The sequence below is a fragment of the Nitrospiraceae bacterium genome (assembly GCA_020632595.1).
Classification (GTDB): Bacteria; Nitrospirota; Nitrospiria; order Nitrospirales; family UBA8639; genus Nitrospira_E.
Map to the genome: position 1 here is coordinate 133,854 of JACKFF010000002.1, position 16,192 is coordinate 150,045.

A 16,192-nucleotide genomic window follows, 5' to 3' on the forward strand; every position below is an offset into this window, starting at 1 on the left:
ACATGTTCAAAGGTCAAAAATTCGTATGGCCTACCAATTCTTCCAAGATCTCCTTCAAGCCCAACTGGAAGAAATACGTTCCGCCGGTTTGTTTAAAAGCGAACGGCAAATCCTTGGACCGCAAGGAGCACGCATCCGTGTAGCGCAGGGTGAGGTTATCAACCTGTGTGCCAACAATTATCTCGGGTTGGCCAACCATCCTCAGGTCGTTCAGGCGGCCGAGGAAGGGCTTCGCCAATATGGTTTTGGCATGGCCTCCGTGCGGTTTATTTGCGGGACGCAGGATCAGCACAAACAATTAGAGGAAGACATCAGTCGATTTTTGGGTACTGAGGACACCATCCTGTATACCTCCTGCTTTGATGCCAACACCGGTCTGTTTGAAACGATTTTGAATGAAGAGGATGCCATCATCAGTGATGCCTTAAATCATGCGAGCCTGATCGATGGGATTCGACTCTGTAAGGCCAAGCGGTTCCGGTATGCCCATTCCGACATGCAGGAATTGGAAACGGCCCTGCAGAAAGCTGCCGGCTCACGGGTTCGTCTAATTGCCACCGACGGTGTCTTCTCGATGGATGGCGATTTCGCGAGGCTCGATCGCATCACTGAGCTTGCTGAGCGGTATGATGCCGTTGTGCTGGTTGATGACAGCCATGCCACAGGAGTGTTGGGTAGAAACGGGAAAGGCACTCCGGAACATTTTGGGGTGGCTGATCGCGTGGACATTCTGACCAGCACGCTGGGAAAAGCTTTGGGTGGAGGTGCCGGCGGCTTCACCACCGGGCGGCGTGAAATCATTGCGCTCCTCCGGCAACGTTCGCGGCCTTATCTGTTCTCCAATGCCTTGCCCCCCGTTATCACGGCTGCGGCCCTCAAGGCATTGGACATTGTGAGGGAGGGTGAGAATTTGCGGGCCACGCTCAACAAGCATGCGAGAATGTTCCGAAGCCAACTGGAGGCTTTGGGTTTCCGTCTGGTTCCGGGGAACCATCCTATCATTCCTGTCATGCTGGGAGACGCGGAATTAGCCACACGTATGGCCCAGCGGTTGCTTGAAGAGGGGATCTATGTCATCGGATTCAGTTTTCCGGTGGTGCCCAAAGGGCAAGCCCGCATTCGGGTGCAAATGTCAGCCGCTCACACCCATGAACAGTTGGAACGGGCTCTTCAGGCCTTTGAGAAAGTAGGACGGGAATTGGATGTCATCCCATAACCCATGACGGTATGACTGTCCATAATCGACAATGTTCCTATGTTCATCGGGGAGGAGACACGCCTCTGCTTGGGGCAACAATCTGGAGTTTTTTCGAACATACCGTCAAGATCTGTCCGCAAGCTGAAGCCCTCGTTTCCCTTCCACAGGGCCGGCGGTTCACCTATGCCGGGTTTCACCAGGAGGCCACGAAACTGGCAAAAGGGTTGCTGGCGCTGAACGTCGGGCGTGGAGACCGTGTCGGCATCTGGTCGACCAATAATCTTGAATGGGTGTTGCTCCAAATGGCCACGGCCCGCATCGGGGCTTTGCTGGTCAATATCAATCCGGCCTATCCCGTGGACGAAGTGCATCATGCCCTGACACGGGCACGCGTGCAAATTTTGTTTCTCATTCCTTCCTTCCGGACATCGCACTATGTGGAGATGATGAGTGACTTGTGTCCGGAGGTTACCGAAATCGAGCCGGAGAAATTTGTCTCTTCCCATTTTCCGGATCTTAGAGGGATGGTCGTCTATGACCCTGTCGATCCGGAGCACACGAAACGCCCGGAGCCGGGATTTTTCACCTGGGTCGAGATCATGGCCAGAGGAGAAAAGGTTTCCAATGAGGCGCTTTCCGCCCGCGACGCGGAACTTGATCCCGATGATCCGATCAATATTCAATTTACGTCGGGCACGACCGGATTTCCCAAAGCGGTGCTGTTGACGCATCACAACATTCTCAATAACGGCTATTTTACCGGCAGGACCATGCACTTTGGCCCGGAAGACCGGCTCTGTGTTCCCGTGCCGTTTTATCATTGTTTTGGCATGGTGGTCGCGAATTTGGCGTGTATCACCTCCGGGGCTGCCATCGTGATCCCTGCGGATCACTTTGATCCCGGTGCGATCCTGGCCGCCATCGAAAAAGAACGATGCACCGCGCTCTATGGTGTGCCGACCATGTTTATTGCAGAACTGGAGCATCCGGAATTTCACCGGTTTGATCTGTCGTCTTTGCGCACCGGGATCATGGCGGGGGCACCGTGCCCCCCGGAACTGGTGCGACGTGTCATGGAGGACATGGGGTGTCAGGAAATCCTGATCGGGTACGGGCAAACTGAAGCGTCACCCATTACGCATCTGACGAGACTCGGCGATTCTTTCGAGAGGCGGGTTGAAACCGTTGGAACCAATCTTCCTCACCAGGAGGTCAAGGTGATCGACGTGCAGACAGGTTGTGTGGTACCGACCAATCACCAGGGTGAAGTCTGTTTCCGGGGCTATCATGTGATGCGCGGATATTATGGGCAGGCGGACGCCACCCGTGAGGCCATTGATGAAGCGGGATGGCTGCATTCGGGAGATCTGGGGATTCTGGATGATGACGGCTATCTGCGAATTACGGGACGGCTCAAAGACATGATCATTCGCGGAGGGGAGAATATTTATCCCGCAGAGATCGAAGCGTTCTACTTTCGCCATCCCAAGATCGCCGAAATCGCCGTATTCGGGGTTCCCGATTCCAAAATGGGAGAAGAAGTGGCGGCCTGGATCAAGCTGCACGAAGGGCAACAAGGGGAACCGGACGAGTTTCGCGCCTATGCCAAGGGGCACATGGCCCATTACAAGATTCCCCGCTACGTGTGGCTTGTCGACCAGTTTCCGTTAACGGTCACCGGGAAGATCCAGAAATTTCGTATGAGGGAAATCGCGTCCCAATGGCTCACGAAGGGTGCCCCATCTTAAACCGGAAGGACGTCGCATGATTCGCATTCGCTTTCATGGCCGTGGGGGACATGGCATTAAAACAGCCAGCCGTATTGTCGGCACGGCTGCATTCCTCGCCGGTTATAAGGTGCAGGATTCTCCGGTCTATGGCGCTGAACGGCGCGGGGCTCCTGTGACCGCCTTTACGCGTCTTGATACGAGTCCTATTCTGGAGCGAGGTGTGATCACGCAACCGGATCTCATCATTTGTGGCGATGAAACATTACTGGAATCGCCTGCCACAGGCGTCTTGAGTGGCGTCGAACATGCTTCTGTCGTTTTTATCAACACGGGGAATCTTGAAGCACTGAAAAAGACCATCACCGTCTGCGCACGCACCGTGGCTCTTGATGTCACTCAACGGACATTGGATCACATCGGAAAAGCGTCTGCGCTGAGCGTCGGGTTGGGAGCGGTGGCTGTCCGCCTCACGGGGATGATCTCTGACGATCAGCTTTGCGAGGCCGTGAGAGCTGAACTGGAGGAACTGGCACTGGATGCGCCCATGATTGAGAAAAACCTACGTTTGGCGACAGTCATTTACGGGGAGTTGGAAAAGGTGGCCATTCAGCCGGGGAAAGCTCCGACGAAGGCGGGTCTTCACGACATGGCCTACGACCCTGTTCTCCTGGGAACGCCGAGCATTCTCGCGCCGGGCAATGCGGACGCGCGCCAGACCGGCGCCTGGCGAACCGAACGACCTGAAATCGATTATGAAGCCTGCACGCGTTGCGGGCTGTGTTTCCTGCGATGTCCTGACGGGGCCATTGCGCTCGACGAACAGGGCTATCCTGTCATTGATTATGATCATTGCAAAGGATGCCTGATCTGCCTGGAACAATGCCCGCGGCATGCCATCGGGAGTAAGAAGGAGGTGTGGGCATGGTGAGGAAAATGCTCACCGGCAATTCGGCTGCTGCCTGGGGAGCGCGTCTTGCGCAAGTCGACTATGTCCCGGCTTTTCCAATTACCCCTCAAACGGAAATCATCGAAACCCTGGCCGGGTGGTTTGCGGACGGGGCCTTAAGGGGAAAATTTGTGACTCTGGATAGCGAGCATTCCATGGTGACCGCCGCCGGTGCAGCGGCCACGACGGGCGTTCGCACGTTTACCGCGACGTCGAGTCAGGGGCTGATCTATGCCATGGAAGCCCTCTATACGGTGTCCGGATGGCGGGTGCCGTTTGTGTTGGTGAATGTCTCGCGGGGGCTTTCCTCCCCGATTACACTTGGGCCGGATCACAATGATGTGCTCGCGGCACGCGATACCGGATTTATTCAAATTCATGTGGAAACCTGTCAGGAAGTGCTCGATTCTGTCTTGATGGCATTTCGCATTGCCGAGGATTCTCGTGTGTCGTTGCCGACTCTGGTGAATCTGGATGGGTTCTTTCTGTCCTTTACCCGCGAACCCGTTGAAATTCCTGATGCCAAGCTTGTGCGGGAATTTCTGCCGGCCTTTAGACCGCACCATCCTGTTTTCAAGGGGTCGCAGGCTATGGCCCAGGGTGTGGCGGTCTTGGATGGGGCTGCGTACAGCTACTTTCGCTATCAAATGCACCGAGCGGTCGAGAACGCATTGAACGTGCATGAAGAAGTGGCTGAGGAATTTTACCGGCTGTTCGGGCGGAGGTATGGAGCTCTGGATGAGTATCGTATGGATGATGCCGAGACCGTTCTGGTGATGGCCGGTTCGTTTTCCACCAAGGGGAAGGCTGCGGTCAACCGTTGGCGGGAGCAGGGGAGAAGAGTGGGATTAGTCCGGTTGCGGATGATTCGACCACACGCTGTCGGGCACCTGGCTCGATCGCTGGCCGGGCGGAAAGCCGTGGGGGTGATCGATCAAAATATTTCGCCGGGCTTAGGCGGCATTCTCTTTCAGGAAGTGGCCGGTGCGCTGGCCACGGCTCCCGAGCGCCCGCCGGTCATGCGTTCTTTTGTCGGAGGTCTTGGCGGAAAGGATATCAGTCAGGCGGAATTTGATCATGTCCTTGAGGTGCTGGATAAGGCCAGGCCGGGAGATGGCCCTGTTCCCTGTCAGTTATTGTATACCGATCCGGAGTATCAACAGGTTAAAACGGCCTTGAGTGTGGCGGGAAAGCCCCTGGAGGGAACAGCATCATGAAAGTGAAACGGGAATGTTATCGCAGCCCCAAGGACCTCCCTCAGGAAGAAGAATTGAGTTCCGGTGCGCCGTTGTGCGCGGGATGCGGAGGACTGACGACGCTTCGCCTGATGCACAAGGTGCTCGGAGAAAAAGTGGTGATCGTCAATGCGGCCGGCTGCATGACGTTGATGGCGACATATCCGTATAGTCCGATCCGCTCGTCCTGGTTATATACGACGATGGGAAGCGTGGCGGCGGGCGCTCAGGGGATCCGGGATGCCTTGGATATCCGGCGGGCCAAGGGAGAACTTTCTGACGAGGATGATATGAAGGTTCTGGTGCTGGCCGGAGATGGCTCAAGCTACGACATGGGGCTGTCGGCAACTTCAGCGGCCATTCATCGCGGGTTGGATTTCTGGTATTTGTGTTATGACAATGAGGCCTACGGCAATACGGGCTTTCAAATGTCGAGTTCCTCGCCATTTGCCTCTCGGACGACCACCTCGCCGGTTGGGCAGGAGGAGCCCGAAGGGACTTTCCAGGAGAAGAAAGATCTGTTTGAAATCTGGCGGGCCCAGAAGCCTCCTTACGTCGCGACCGTGGCTTCTCATGAAGTCGTCGATCTGGCGGAAAAAGTCCATCGGTCCCTGGCTATCAAGGGTCCCAAGCTCTTTCTGGCGCTGGCGGTGTGTCCGACCGGATGGGGATTTGATCCGCGTCTGGGTGATGAGTTGGCCCATCTGGCCGTGAAGACGGGCATCTGGCCTCTTAAGGAAGCGGTGGGGGGCGTTGTGCGACATACGTTTATCCCGACGCGGTTTCTTCCCGTTGAAGAGTATCTGCGTCCGCAGTTGCGCTTTCGACATCTCTTTGAACCCAAACCCCATACGGAAGCTTTGCAGACGATTCAACAACATGTGGATCAATACTGGGAGCAGGTCAAAAGGACTGAGGACATGGATTCCAGGACCTGAAGGGTTGACTGTTTCGCGTATGTGGAACCGATGGTGATGTTAAAAAGGAGTGCCCGCATGAAAGAAACCTGTTGGAGTTTTGAAGAATACTGTGATGACCTGGGGCCGGCGAAAATTGTGCATCTCTATGATCCAACCTGTGGTTTGCGGGGAATAGTGGTGATCGACAATATCGCCTGTGGTCCTGCGATCGGCGGGGTGCGCATGGCTGCGGATGTGTCCACGCGGGAAGTCTTTCGTCTGGCGAGAGCGATGACTTTTAAAAATGCCGCCGCCGGGCTGCCGCATGGCGGGGGCAAAGCCGGAATCCTGGCCGACCCTCGAACTCCCGAAAAGGCCCGCTTGATTCGAGCCTTTGCCCATGCGATTCGCGATCTTGTGGAGTATATTCCCGGGCCGGATATGGGAACAGACGAGACCTGCATGGGCTGGATCCATGACAAAATTAAACGGGCCGTGGGTCTTCCGCGGGTGCTTGGCGGCATTCCACTTGATGAGATCGGGGCTACGGGGTTCGGGCTTGCCGAATGCGCCGAGGTAGCGGCAGCCTCATGCGGCCTCACGCTTAAAGGCGCAACTGTGGCCATCGAAGGCTTTGGCAACGTTGGGAAGCATGCCGCCACCTTCCTGCAACACAAAGGCGCCACACTCGTCGCTGCCAGTGATAGTCGGGGAACGATGTATGATCCCAGAGGGATCTCTGTTGCCGACCTGGTAGAAGCCAAAGCGGAATCGGGTAGTGTTCTTGGGTATGCGGAAGGCAAGAAGCTGGGTCAAGAGGAAATTTTTGGTTTGCCCTGCGATATTCTTATTCCCGCCGCCCGTCCGGATTGCATTCACCTCAACAATGTCGATTCCATTCAAGCCAAGTTGATTTTGCAGGGAGCCAATATTCCGGCCACGCCCGAGGCCGAGACCATTTTGCATCAACGGGGTATCTTGACTATTCCTGATTTTATCGCCAATGCCGGAGGAGTGATCTGTGCCTCCGTGGAATACCATGGCGGGAATGAAGCTCAGGCTTTCCAGGCCATTTCAGAAAAAATCCGACGCAATACGGAAGAAGTACTCATGCGCAGCCTGAAGAAAAAAATTGAGCCTCGCAAAGCGGCTATGGATCTGTCCCGGGAACGAGTCCTGCAAGCGATGACCTTCCGGTCCTGCGACTAACGAGAGCGATCTCTGGTGCCAGCCGTGGCGACGGATAAGGGGGAGAGGAGGCCTGGTGGTCACTGACCGGATGGTCTCAGGTATTGCACATGATGTGGAACGGTTCTCAACAGCTACGGATCCTGGACGCAACTGATACAATAATCATAGGACTGACAGAAAGAGCACAAATCCTCCAGATTTGGTAGGGGTTTATGTGACACATACCGATAGCTTTTTTCTTTCAAGGAGAAGAAAAACAAGGACTTTTGACGTGATGAAACATATCCTCCTGGTCGACGACCATCAGATGGCCCGGGAAGCCTTGAAGCAATTCCTTGAGGCGCAAGGGTATAGCATTGAAGAAGCGGAAAACGGGGCGGCAGGATTGGCCCTGATCCAGCAAGGGAGGTCCTTTGATCTTGTGATTTCCGATAACCAGATGCCCGTGATGACGGGTGTGGAATTCATTCAACGACTGGCTCAACAATCCTATATCTCCACCCATCCTTTGATCCTGTACTCTGGCCAATTGACTCCTGAATTAGAGCAACAGGTCCGTGCTTTAGGGGTCTATGCAGTTATTCAAAAGCCCTACAATTTACAAGACCTGCTGGTTGTCGTTCGTCAGGCCATTTCAGAATCTGACGCTTGAGCGCAGGAACGCGTTCCTCCGTCAGTATCCTGGATAAGACCTGTCCTTTTTTTATTGTTGTTCATTTTGGTTCTTTTCACATGTCGGCCGCACAGGTGTTTTTCTCCAGACAAATGATCGAACATGCAAGGAGGAGGAAGTCCTTATGGATGTGAAGTGGAAAACAGAGGATGGCGGATGGAGCCCTTATCTGGCGGGAGGCTTAGTTGGTCTGCTGGCCATTGTTTCGGTGTATGCCACAACCCAGTTGATGGGAAAGACCACCTACTTGGGAGCGTCGACGACGTTCGTGCGTGCGGCCGGCATGCTTGAACAAACTGTGGTTCCGGAGCATGTCACCGTCAATGAATATTTTACTAAAGAAAAGGTGCGTGTTGATTGGCAATTCATGTTGGTTCTCGGCATTTTCTTTGGGGCATTGATCTCCTCGGCGACAGACCGAAGCTTCAAACTGGAGCGTCTCCCACCGACATGGGAAGAACACTTTGGGCCATCCCTGATGACACGGGCCATAGGGGCCCTTCTGGGAGGGATCATTGCCATGATCGGTGTGCGAATGGCTGACGGTTGTCCCTCAGGACATGGTTTGAGTGGCATGATGCAACTCTCGGTGAGTGGATTGGTCGCCATGACCATGTTCTTCGGAGTGGGGGTGATAGTGGCCGCTCTCGTCTATGGGAGGAGAATGTCATGAGCGTCGATCAGTGGCTGGGTCTGGGGACGGGGGTATTGTTTGGATTTTTCTTGCAGAAAGGTCGGGTGTTGCGTTTCGAAAAACAAATTGGGGCCATGTTGTTAAAGGATATGACGATCTTGAAGTTTATGCTGTCTGCGATTCTCGTTGGTATGGTCGGGATAACCTGGCTGACGGATGCAGGACTTGTGACCTTAAGCCATAAACCGATGAATCTCGGTGCCGTGCTGGTTGGGGGAGCGTTATTTGGAGCCGGGTGGGCGGTGATGGGATATTGTCCGGGTACCTCAATCGGTGCGTTGGGCGAAGGGCGATGGCATGCAGGCTTTGCGGTGGCGGGTATGCTGCTAGGAGCGGCTCTTTATGCGGAACTCTATCCCTTCTTCGCATCAACGGTTCTGGCCTGGAAAGATTTTGGAAAGATCGCCCTGCCGGAAGCGCTGGGTGTGTCGGCGTGGATCATCATTCCGATGTTTTGGGCCGGAGTCCTTCTCTTATTTCGTTGGTTTGAGGGAAAAGGACTTTAACCGTTCAGTGAAGAACGAAGCCTCGGTCTCAACGGCTGATAGCAAGCCCCCGATGCGGTAAAGAATCAGCTCGGTTTGTCATAGAGGACGAACGGTTGAATTCAAATGCAGTAAAAGGCGGGGGAATGTTGGGATACTGAAAGAGGATTATTCCGGGCGTAAGGCGAAAATGAATGCGGTGGTGGCGGCGGCAATCAGGAGGGTGCGAAGGCCCGCCCAAAGCCAGAACGTGTGGCTGATGCGTCCCAGGTACACGCCAAGCAGGAAAATGATGATCAAGGCCAGGACAAATGCCGATTCCAGTGGAGGAAGACCAATTGGCTCCAGCAGTGGAGTTGCCCACAAGGGTAACAGGATCACCAGAGAGATGGCCAACGGAGCGATCCCATTTACGAAGGCAATAACGACCGGTAGAAGTCGAGCGGCTCGTCCATGAGCTGATTGCCTCAAATCGGTCACCATCGCTTTTTCAAGCTCCCTGAGTTCCCTGCGTTTTTCCGCGGCTTCGCTGATATAGGCGCTACTAATGCCGCTCATCCCCAGGGCAATAGCCACACCGAGGCAGGCATTGATGACCACGGGCAATCTGACTTCGTCGCTCACAGCGAATCCCACCAGCAGACCCAGCATCGTGAGTGCCCCGTCGAATCCATTGACGACAAAGTACCGGCGTGCGATGAGATGGGAACGTGTGAGTGTGAGAAGCCAGGTAAGCTCTGCAATCAGGGACGCCATGGTTAAGCGGGTTCAGCATCGACCGATCCATTCTCCACATCGACTTCGTCGATACTGTGGATCGATCCCCCCAGAGAACTAATGGCTTCATTAATGGCGCTGAAAGGCACATGTTCTCCCTCAATGATGAGCAAGACGGTTTCTGTTTTTTCATCCATCGCCGCGACTGTTAATTTGATTCGACACCCAGATACTTTTTCTGCAATGGCCGTGGTAAAGTCAAGGGCGTTAGGGTTATGAGGCTTGAGGACATCAAGGACAATGCGTTTGATCTGAACCATCTGGTATCGCGCTCCTGTATACAGAGAACAACACAGCCGTGACATAATATCGCATTCCATAGGGAATGTAACCGCTCTTTTCTCATAGAATCCCAAAAGAGAGTGACGCCGGATTATGCCGAAGCGAGGATGAAGCTGAAACGGAAACATCTCATATGGTGTTTGGTGCTGGTGCTAGTGAGTGCGGTGGGATGCGCGTCGTCGCCCGTGGAGATACCGGAAATGCTTCAGAATCAGATTGATCCCACACTCACATTTTCGCAAGTGATTCAACATCCTGGGACCTATCAGGGAAAGATGCTCATGCTTGGAGGAGAGGTTCTGTCAGCCAGGCGTCTTGCGGAAGGTACCCGGCTTGAGGTGTTGCAATTACCCTTGGATGAATATCAACGACCCGTGGCAACTCGCACCGACTCACAAGGCCGGTTTATGGCTATGGAGAAGGCCTTTCTTGACCCGGCCATGTTCTCGGGGAATACTCAGGTCACTCTCGTAGGAGAGGTGACGGGGACGGTTTCAGCCAAGCTTGATGAAATGGACTATCAGTTTCCCGCAGTGGTAATCAGGTACTTGTATGTGTGGAAAGATCCGGCCTTGATTCAAGCAAGCCACTCTGGTCCCTGGTACAGCATTTTTGGTGGTGGAAGCACCGGAGGACGGGTCGGTGGCGGGGTGGGGTTGGGTATCGGCTTTTAGTGTCGATTTGCTCTTTCCGTTATAGGTTTTGCTCCTCATCACGCATTTGGCTAGTCGTTTGAAGATGAATCGATACCCTCATCCTCCGAGTTATTCAGTTTTTTTCTCTCACTTCTCCTCAGCATCTTTAGCTGATTCATATAATAATTGAAGGTGTCCCTCTTTCCTCCTATTCGGAGGGGGTGACGGGGTAAGTGGTTCTTTCCTTAGGCACGCCCGGGCGTCTAAGATATCGACTGAATCTCCATACAGAGATTTTTAATAATTAATGACGGCAAGGCAGGCCCGGGCTTGGCATTTGCCAATACACAAAGGTTTGAGATGGAGAAAGAGCAGGAAGCATTGACACCGTATGTAAATTCCGATGGGGAGGGACAAGCCCAACGCATGCTTGGAACAGCCAGACGGGCTGCGGCTTTTTATCGAAATCAGATGACGAACGAATTAAATGACAAAATGCAGTCGTTTATTGCCAGACAGGAGATGGTTTTTCTTTCGACCGCCAATGCCAACGGCGAATGTGATTGCTCCTACCGGGCGGGGACTGCCGGATTTGTCGCAGTGCTCAATGCCACAATGTTGGCCTATCCCGAATATCGCGGGAACGGGGTCATGGCCAGTGTCGGGAACATTCTTGAAAATCCCCGGATCGGGCTGCTATTCATTGACTTTTTCCAAAGTACGGTCGGTCTGCATGTGAATGGAAAGGCACGTGTGGTGACCAATGAAGAAGTGGCTGCCATGCCGGATATGCCCCAGGTCATGGTGGACGCTTCCCACATGAAAGGGGGACAACATCCCGAATGCTGGGTGATCGTAGAAGTCGAAGAAGCCTATATTCATTGTTCCAAGCATGTTCCTCTGATGAAAAAAATTGAGAAGGAAAGGCATTGGGGAACGGATGACGAAAGGCATAAAGGCGGGGATTTTTTTCAGGTACAATCCAACCAATTAAATGCCCTTTCGTCTGAAGAATAGAAAAAGCCCCTGTGGATTGAAAAGGTATAAGGCTCACTTCGAAGACCTATAGAAATCTGTTGATCCGTGAAGGGGAATGCACGGAACGCTTCTCGAAAAATGAGCAGACGAGAAGATGAGTGTATGGTCATGGTAGACCAGGCTTGGGGCCAGTACGTGCTTTTGAAGTCCTGTCTGGATGGATAACCCATTTTGCCAAGACTCAGAGGGTTTGCTTCTCCCAGATTTTCATTATGGAAGGGTCGCAGCGGACTGCTTCAATTCATCTTGCAGAGCGGTTTGCACCCGCTCGAATTCAGATTGCAGTGTCATGAAGATGGCTTGAGCTTTTTCAAGATTTTGGGTTTGTCCCATCTGCTCAAGTTGGAAGGCTATTTCGGCAAGTGGCCGGGCCCCAATGGTTCGTGAGCAACCTTTGAACGCATGCGCCATCTTTTTGAGGGAATCGCTTTTGTTTTCCTGTATCGCCAGCTTGATGCCATTCATGTGGGTGACGGAATCCTGACAAAATTGCTCGATGACGGAAATGAAAAATGCAGGATCCTCATCTCCTCCTAATCGGCGTAGGTCTGCGAGAGTCGCCGAATCCAAGGGTGGCGAAGGATTTGGTGCGGATGTTCCGGATCGGAGTGAAGCCTCCTGTTTGTCCGGTTGATGCGATTCTGTTGCACCCTCATGGTTTCTGGTTGAAGAAGCCTGGAAGAGCCATTTCTCCAAGACACATCTCAGATCTTCTAATTTCACCGGTTTGGATAAAAAATCGTTCATGCCGGTTTCCAAACATTTTTCTCGATCACCAACCATGGCGGTGGCCGTCATGGCAATGATAGGCAGCTGGGGGGTGGTACGTTCACGTTTTCGTATTTCTCTGGTGGCCTCAAATCCGTCCATCTCCGGCATTTGACAGTCCATGAGTACACCGGCATAGGCAGTCCGTGTCACGGCTTCAACCGCTTCACGTCCATTCGCTGCAATATCCACCTGATATCCGAGTGTGGTCAACATGCGGGCGCCGACTTGTTGGTTGACGAGATTATCATCGACCAGGAGGAGTCGCTGTCCGGAGCCTTTGTGCATCTCATTCGCGGGCCTTTGAATCGTGCCGGGCGAAGGGGCCACGTCAGACCTTCTCATGACATTTAACAGACATTGATGCAATTGCTTGTACCGAACCGGTTTGTTGACAAAGGCCGCAAAATGCCTTTGATTGAGTCCGTGGATATTTTCGACCCTGTTGACCAAAGGATTGAGTAAGATCAAACGCATGGATGCCAACTGCGGATCGGTTTTGATGGCTTTTGCCAGTTGGAGACCATCCATGCCGGGCATGTTCATATCGATGAGAGCAAGATGACAACGTTCTCCATTCGAGGCGCCTTTCCGGAATGCGGCTAGGGCCTTCTCGCCATTTTCCGCCTGAATACTTTGCATGCCCCAATAGCTTGTGTACTTTTGAAGTAGCATTCGAGTTGTGGCGTTATCATCGATGAGACCAATACGAACATCCTCAAGTTCGCAAGGCAAAGTCTTATTGAGTAGTTGGTGAGACTGTTGAGTACCCAATCTGATGGTGAACCAGAAGCAACTCCCTTGGCCCAAATCGCTGTGGACTCCGATCGTTCCACCCATGAGTTCAGCCAGCATTTTGGATATGGAGAGGCCTAACCCTGTTCCTCCGTATTTCCGGGTTGTGGAGCTGTCTTCCTGGCTAAAGGCCTGAAACAGTCGACCCTGGCCTTCAGGTGTTATTCCAATACCCGTGTCGGTAATCATGAATCGTAAGAGGACGGTTCCAGAGATATCCCCTTCGGGGACAACCTGAATCACAATTTCACCCTGAGCGGTGAACTTAATCGCATTGCCGATGAGGTTCATCAAAATCTGGCGAAGTCTTACGGGATCACCTTGGACGGTGGTGGGAATTTCCGGATTGATCAAGCTAATCAATTCTATCCCCTTTTCCTGAGCCTTAAGGCCTAACAGATCGACTACGGCATCCACCGTCTCTCGAATGTCAAAGTCTATCGTCTCGAGTGTCAGCTTGCCCGCTTCAATTTTTGAAAAATCCAGAATGTCATTGATGATTGTGAGGAGCGCATCACCCGAATCCTTAATCGTGAGCAGACAGTTTTGCTGGTCCTCGCTAAGATGTGTGCCGAGCAAAATGTCCGACATGCCGATGATGCCATTCAACGGCGTTCGAATTTCATGGCTCATCGTGGCCAGAAAATCGGCCTTCGTTTTCGTCGCCGCCTCGGCTTCAGCTTTGGCGTGGATCAAAATGGCTTCTCCTCGTTTGCGTTCCACCACGCGGCCCAGCTGTGCTCCGACATACCCCATGACTTGTAATAATTTGGCATCCGGCTCCATTGTCTCTGTCGAAAAAAACTCTAATACGCCCACCACCTGTTCTCCGATGATAATTGGAAATCCAAATCCAGCCTTCACGCCGATATCTTTTGCCTGTTGGGGTCTGAGAAAAATGGGATCTTGGGTCACATCCCGGATCCAACAGGGCTTTCCACTGGCCAACACCCGACCGGGAAGACCTTCGCCGGCTTGAAAATCGGTTTGTTCCGTAATGGAACGAAAGGTCTCAAAGCGTTCGGGGTATTCCAAATGCCAGATGGTGGTGGGAATGAGTATGTGGCTGGTATTTTCAGAGAGAAGGTACAAGTGTCCGACAGGCCACCCCGTATTCCGACAGATCAAATCCATAGTGAGTTGCATCGCATCTTCAATTGTTGAGGATTCGTTTGTGGTTTTTGCGATCTCCTGAAAGAGGGCATCAAGTCTGGCCCCATAGGCCAGGGCGGCATCCATTTCCTGGCGGCGCTGTCGCTCCGTATTGATCGTGTCTAATACCCGGTTATATTCCTCCGCAATCTGGTAAACCTCCGTATGAGGCTCTGAGAGGACATGACGGGTAAAGTCATGACTGTTTCGTTGCTCTTCCATTTGGGCAAGGAGATCCAGAATGGCCGTGCCGGCAGCATGTTCTGCCATGTTGAGCCCGATTCGTTCCTCCTCGGCTGTGACACGCAGGGGAACCCATTGATTGATCAGCCGGAGAATGGCGAAGCCTATACCAAATGCCCAAAAGAAACAGACGGTGCTTCCTAGGAATTGAATGCCCACTTGTTCCCAGACGGTGAGCCCTGTGCCCCAGGAATCCGGAGTACTCAAGAAAGGAAAGACAATGGTGCCCCATACCCCCACGCAGGCATGGACGGGTACGACGCCGATTGCGTCGTCAATGTGCAAACGTTCAAGAATGATGGTTGTGCCGACACAGATAATCCCGGCCCCGACGGCGATGAGGATCGTGCCTTCAGGCGACATGATATTGGCCGAAGCGGTAATGCTGACCAGACCAGCCAGGACACCGTTAAGGGCATGACCGACATCGGGCCGTTTCAGGTGATACCAGCTTAAGCCAAGAGCCGTTAGAGCACCTGTCGCTCCCGCAAGGGTGGTATTCACCAGAATTTGTGAGGCTTGTTGGGTAAACTCGAGACTACTCCCTCCGTTAAAACCGTACCATCCGAACCACAGCAGCAAGACTCCAAGCGTGGCTAATGGAAGATTCTGCCCCTGGATAGGCGCCCCTTTGTCGGAAAAGCGACCATGGCGGGATCCGATGACGAGGATGGCCGCCAACGCCACCCAACCTCCCGTCGAATGGACGACGGTTGAGCCCGCAAAGTCAATAAATCCGAGTTGGTTCAACCATCCGGTGTTCTGCCCTGTGGCTAATCCTCCCCACATCCAATGGCCAAGAATGGGATAGATGAGAAGAGACACCATGAGGCTGGTGACCAGATAGCCTGTGAATCGCATCCGCTCGGCAACGGCACCTGAGACCAGGGTTGTGGCCGTCCCACAAAATACCATCTGAAAGAAAAAAAACGCCCACCACCATCCCTGCTCGTGGGCATCAAAAAGAAACCCCTGTGTGCCGATGAGGCCGGCTGCCGTTGGTCCGTGCATGAAGGCAAATCCTGCCACCCAAAAGGCGAGTGAAGAGGTACAAAAGTCAACCAGATTTTTGATTGCGACGTTGATGCTATTTTTGGCTCGAACACGACCTGTTTCCAGGCAGGTAAATCCACCTTGCATGAGCATGACGAGGGCCGCACAGATCAACAGCCATAAAACATCAATGTTTGAAGCATGGTCAGGCATACGATTAGCTAACCCATCATGGGAACAATCCGGTGGTGCTGGTGAAAAAAGATGTGCAGGTGAGGCGGTATGGTTGCATATTCGCAGTGCGGGATATCCCCTCAGATTGCTGTGCGGAGGAATGCGGATTTGTGAGATATTCCATTTTAAAGATGCTTCCCGGCTTGCCGGGGGAGTTTTGCTCAAAAAGGCATGCCTGTGCGTTGCGAAAGATTGCCTTTCATTTTTTCGGCATATCATTGGTT

14 protein-coding genes are annotated in these 16,192 nt (G+C 53.1%); 11 read left to right on the forward strand and 3 right to left on the reverse strand.

Translation table 11 applies throughout. The features are described 5' to 3' along the window. Positions 1-25 precede the first annotated feature (25 nt). The 9 genes from kbl to H6750_05805 all read left to right on the forward strand — a co-directional run bounded on the left by kbl (position 26) and on the right by H6750_05805 (position 9,072). Positions 26-1,216, forward strand: coding sequence for a glycine C-acetyltransferase (gene kbl, locus H6750_05765; GenBank protein ID MCB9773816.1), 1,191 nt, complete (start codon positions 26-28; stop codon positions 1,214-1,216). Positions 1,217-1,227: 11 nt separating this feature from the next. Beyond that, a complete protein-coding gene (locus H6750_05770; protein ID MCB9773817.1) occupies positions 1,228-2,946 on the forward strand; it encodes an AMP-binding protein in 1,719 nt (572 codons plus the stop codon). 16 nt (positions 2,947-2,962) lie between these two features. Further along, entirely contained in the window at positions 2,963-3,856 is an 894-nt protein-coding gene (locus H6750_05775; GenBank protein MCB9773818.1) for a 2-oxoacid:acceptor oxidoreductase family protein, read from the forward strand. Further along, positions 3,850-5,091 (forward strand): pyruvate synthase, encoded by a 1,242-nt coding sequence (locus H6750_05780; GenBank protein MCB9773819.1) that lies wholly within the window; start codon positions 3,850-3,852, stop codon positions 5,089-5,091. The genes H6750_05775 and H6750_05780 overlap by 7 nt, the downstream gene beginning before the upstream one ends. After that, on the forward strand, positions 5,088-6,047 hold the full coding sequence (locus H6750_05785; protein MCB9773820.1) for a pyruvate synthase: 960 nt from the start codon (positions 5,088-5,090) through the stop codon (positions 6,045-6,047). The genes H6750_05780 and H6750_05785 overlap by 4 nt, the downstream gene beginning before the upstream one ends. A gap of 57 nt (positions 6,048-6,104) precedes the next feature. Further along, positions 6,105-7,217: a Glu/Leu/Phe/Val dehydrogenase gene (locus H6750_05790; GenBank protein MCB9773821.1), complete on the forward strand. Its 1,113-nt coding sequence runs from the start codon at positions 6,105-6,107 to the stop codon at positions 7,215-7,217. Positions 7,218-7,470: 253 nt separating this feature from the next. Then, on the forward strand, positions 7,471-7,851 hold the full coding sequence (locus H6750_05795) for a response regulator (GenBank protein MCB9773822.1): 381 nt from the start codon (positions 7,471-7,473) through the stop codon (positions 7,849-7,851). 145 nt (positions 7,852-7,996) lie between these two features. After that, complete coding sequence (locus tag H6750_05800; protein ID MCB9773823.1) at positions 7,997-8,545, forward strand: YeeE/YedE family protein; 549 nt, start codon at positions 7,997-7,999, stop codon at positions 8,543-8,545. Beyond that, positions 8,542-9,072 carry a YeeE/YedE family protein gene (locus tag H6750_05805; GenBank protein MCB9773824.1) on the forward strand — a complete coding sequence of 177 codons (531 nt, stop codon included), beginning with the start codon at positions 8,542-8,544 and terminating at the stop codon, positions 9,070-9,072. Before H6750_05800 ends, H6750_05805 begins: the two co-directional genes overlap by 4 nt. Positions 9,073-9,219: 147 nt before the next feature. On the opposite strand, the gene H6750_05810 is transcribed toward H6750_05805, so the two are convergent. Together H6750_05810 and H6750_05815 are read right to left on the reverse strand one after the other, a co-directional pair. Continuing rightward, positions 9,220-9,807 (reverse strand): hypothetical protein, encoded by a 588-nt coding sequence (locus tag H6750_05810; GenBank protein ID MCB9773825.1) that lies wholly within the window; start codon positions 9,805-9,807, stop codon positions 9,220-9,222. A gap of 2 nt (positions 9,808-9,809) precedes the next feature. Further along, complete coding sequence (locus H6750_05815; GenBank protein ID MCB9773826.1) at positions 9,810-10,088, reverse strand: DUF211 domain-containing protein; 279 nt, start codon at positions 10,086-10,088, stop codon at positions 9,810-9,812. A gap of 222 nt (positions 10,089-10,310) precedes the next feature. On the opposite strand from H6750_05815, the gene H6750_05820 reads away from it, so the two are divergent. Together H6750_05820 and H6750_05825 are read left to right on the forward strand one after the other, a co-directional pair. Further along, positions 10,311-10,784 carry a Slp family lipoprotein gene (locus H6750_05820; protein ID MCB9773827.1) on the forward strand — a complete coding sequence of 158 codons (474 nt, stop codon included), beginning with the start codon at positions 10,311-10,313 and terminating at the stop codon, positions 10,782-10,784. A 321-nt stretch (positions 10,785-11,105) separates the two neighbouring features. Then, the gene (locus H6750_05825; protein MCB9773828.1) at positions 11,106-11,762 is read left to right on the forward strand and encodes a pyridoxamine 5'-phosphate oxidase family protein; all 657 of its coding nucleotides are present in this window, start codon (positions 11,106-11,108) and stop codon (positions 11,760-11,762) included. 231 nt (positions 11,763-11,993) lie between these two features. Here the strand turns inward: H6750_05825 and amt are convergent, their stop codons facing one another. Then, positions 11,994-15,947: an ammonium transporter gene (gene amt, locus H6750_05830; protein ID MCB9773829.1), complete on the reverse strand. Its 3,954-nt coding sequence runs from the start codon at positions 15,945-15,947 to the stop codon at positions 11,994-11,996. Positions 15,948-16,192 lie beyond the last annotated feature (245 nt).

Coding starts and splice junctions, on each gene's coding strand:
- H6750_05785 (MCB9773820.1), top strand. CDS start 5,088: ATGAAAGTGAAACGGGAATGTTATCGCAGCCCCAAGGACCTCCCTCAG.
- amt (MCB9773829.1), bottom strand. CDS start 15,947: ATGCCTGACCATGCTTCAAACATTGATGTTTTATGGCTGTTGATCTGT.
- H6750_05775 (MCB9773818.1), top strand. CDS start 2,963: ATGATTCGCATTCGCTTTCATGGCCGTGGGGGACATGGCATTAAAACA.
- H6750_05820 (MCB9773827.1), top strand. CDS start 10,311: ATGCTTCAGAATCAGATTGATCCCACACTCACATTTTCGCAAGTGATT.
- H6750_05790 (MCB9773821.1), top strand. CDS start 6,105: ATGAAAGAAACCTGTTGGAGTTTTGAAGAATACTGTGATGACCTGGGG.
- H6750_05800 (MCB9773823.1), top strand. CDS start 7,997: ATGGATGTGAAGTGGAAAACAGAGGATGGCGGATGGAGCCCTTATCTG.
- H6750_05810 (MCB9773825.1), bottom strand. CDS start 9,807: ATGGCGTCCCTGATTGCAGAGCTTACCTGGCTTCTCACACTCACACGT.
- H6750_05780 (MCB9773819.1), top strand. CDS start 3,850: ATGGTGAGGAAAATGCTCACCGGCAATTCGGCTGCTGCCTGGGGAGCG.
- H6750_05770 (MCB9773817.1), top strand. CDS start 1,228: ATGACTGTCCATAATCGACAATGTTCCTATGTTCATCGGGGAGGAGAC.
- H6750_05825 (MCB9773828.1), top strand. CDS start 11,106: ATGGAGAAAGAGCAGGAAGCATTGACACCGTATGTAAATTCCGATGGG.
- H6750_05805 (MCB9773824.1), top strand. CDS start 8,542: ATGAGCGTCGATCAGTGGCTGGGTCTGGGGACGGGGGTATTGTTTGGA.
- H6750_05815 (MCB9773826.1), bottom strand. CDS start 10,088: ATGGTTCAGATCAAACGCATTGTCCTTGATGTCCTCAAGCCTCATAAC.
- kbl (MCB9773816.1), top strand. CDS start 26: ATGGCCTACCAATTCTTCCAAGATCTCCTTCAAGCCCAACTGGAAGAA.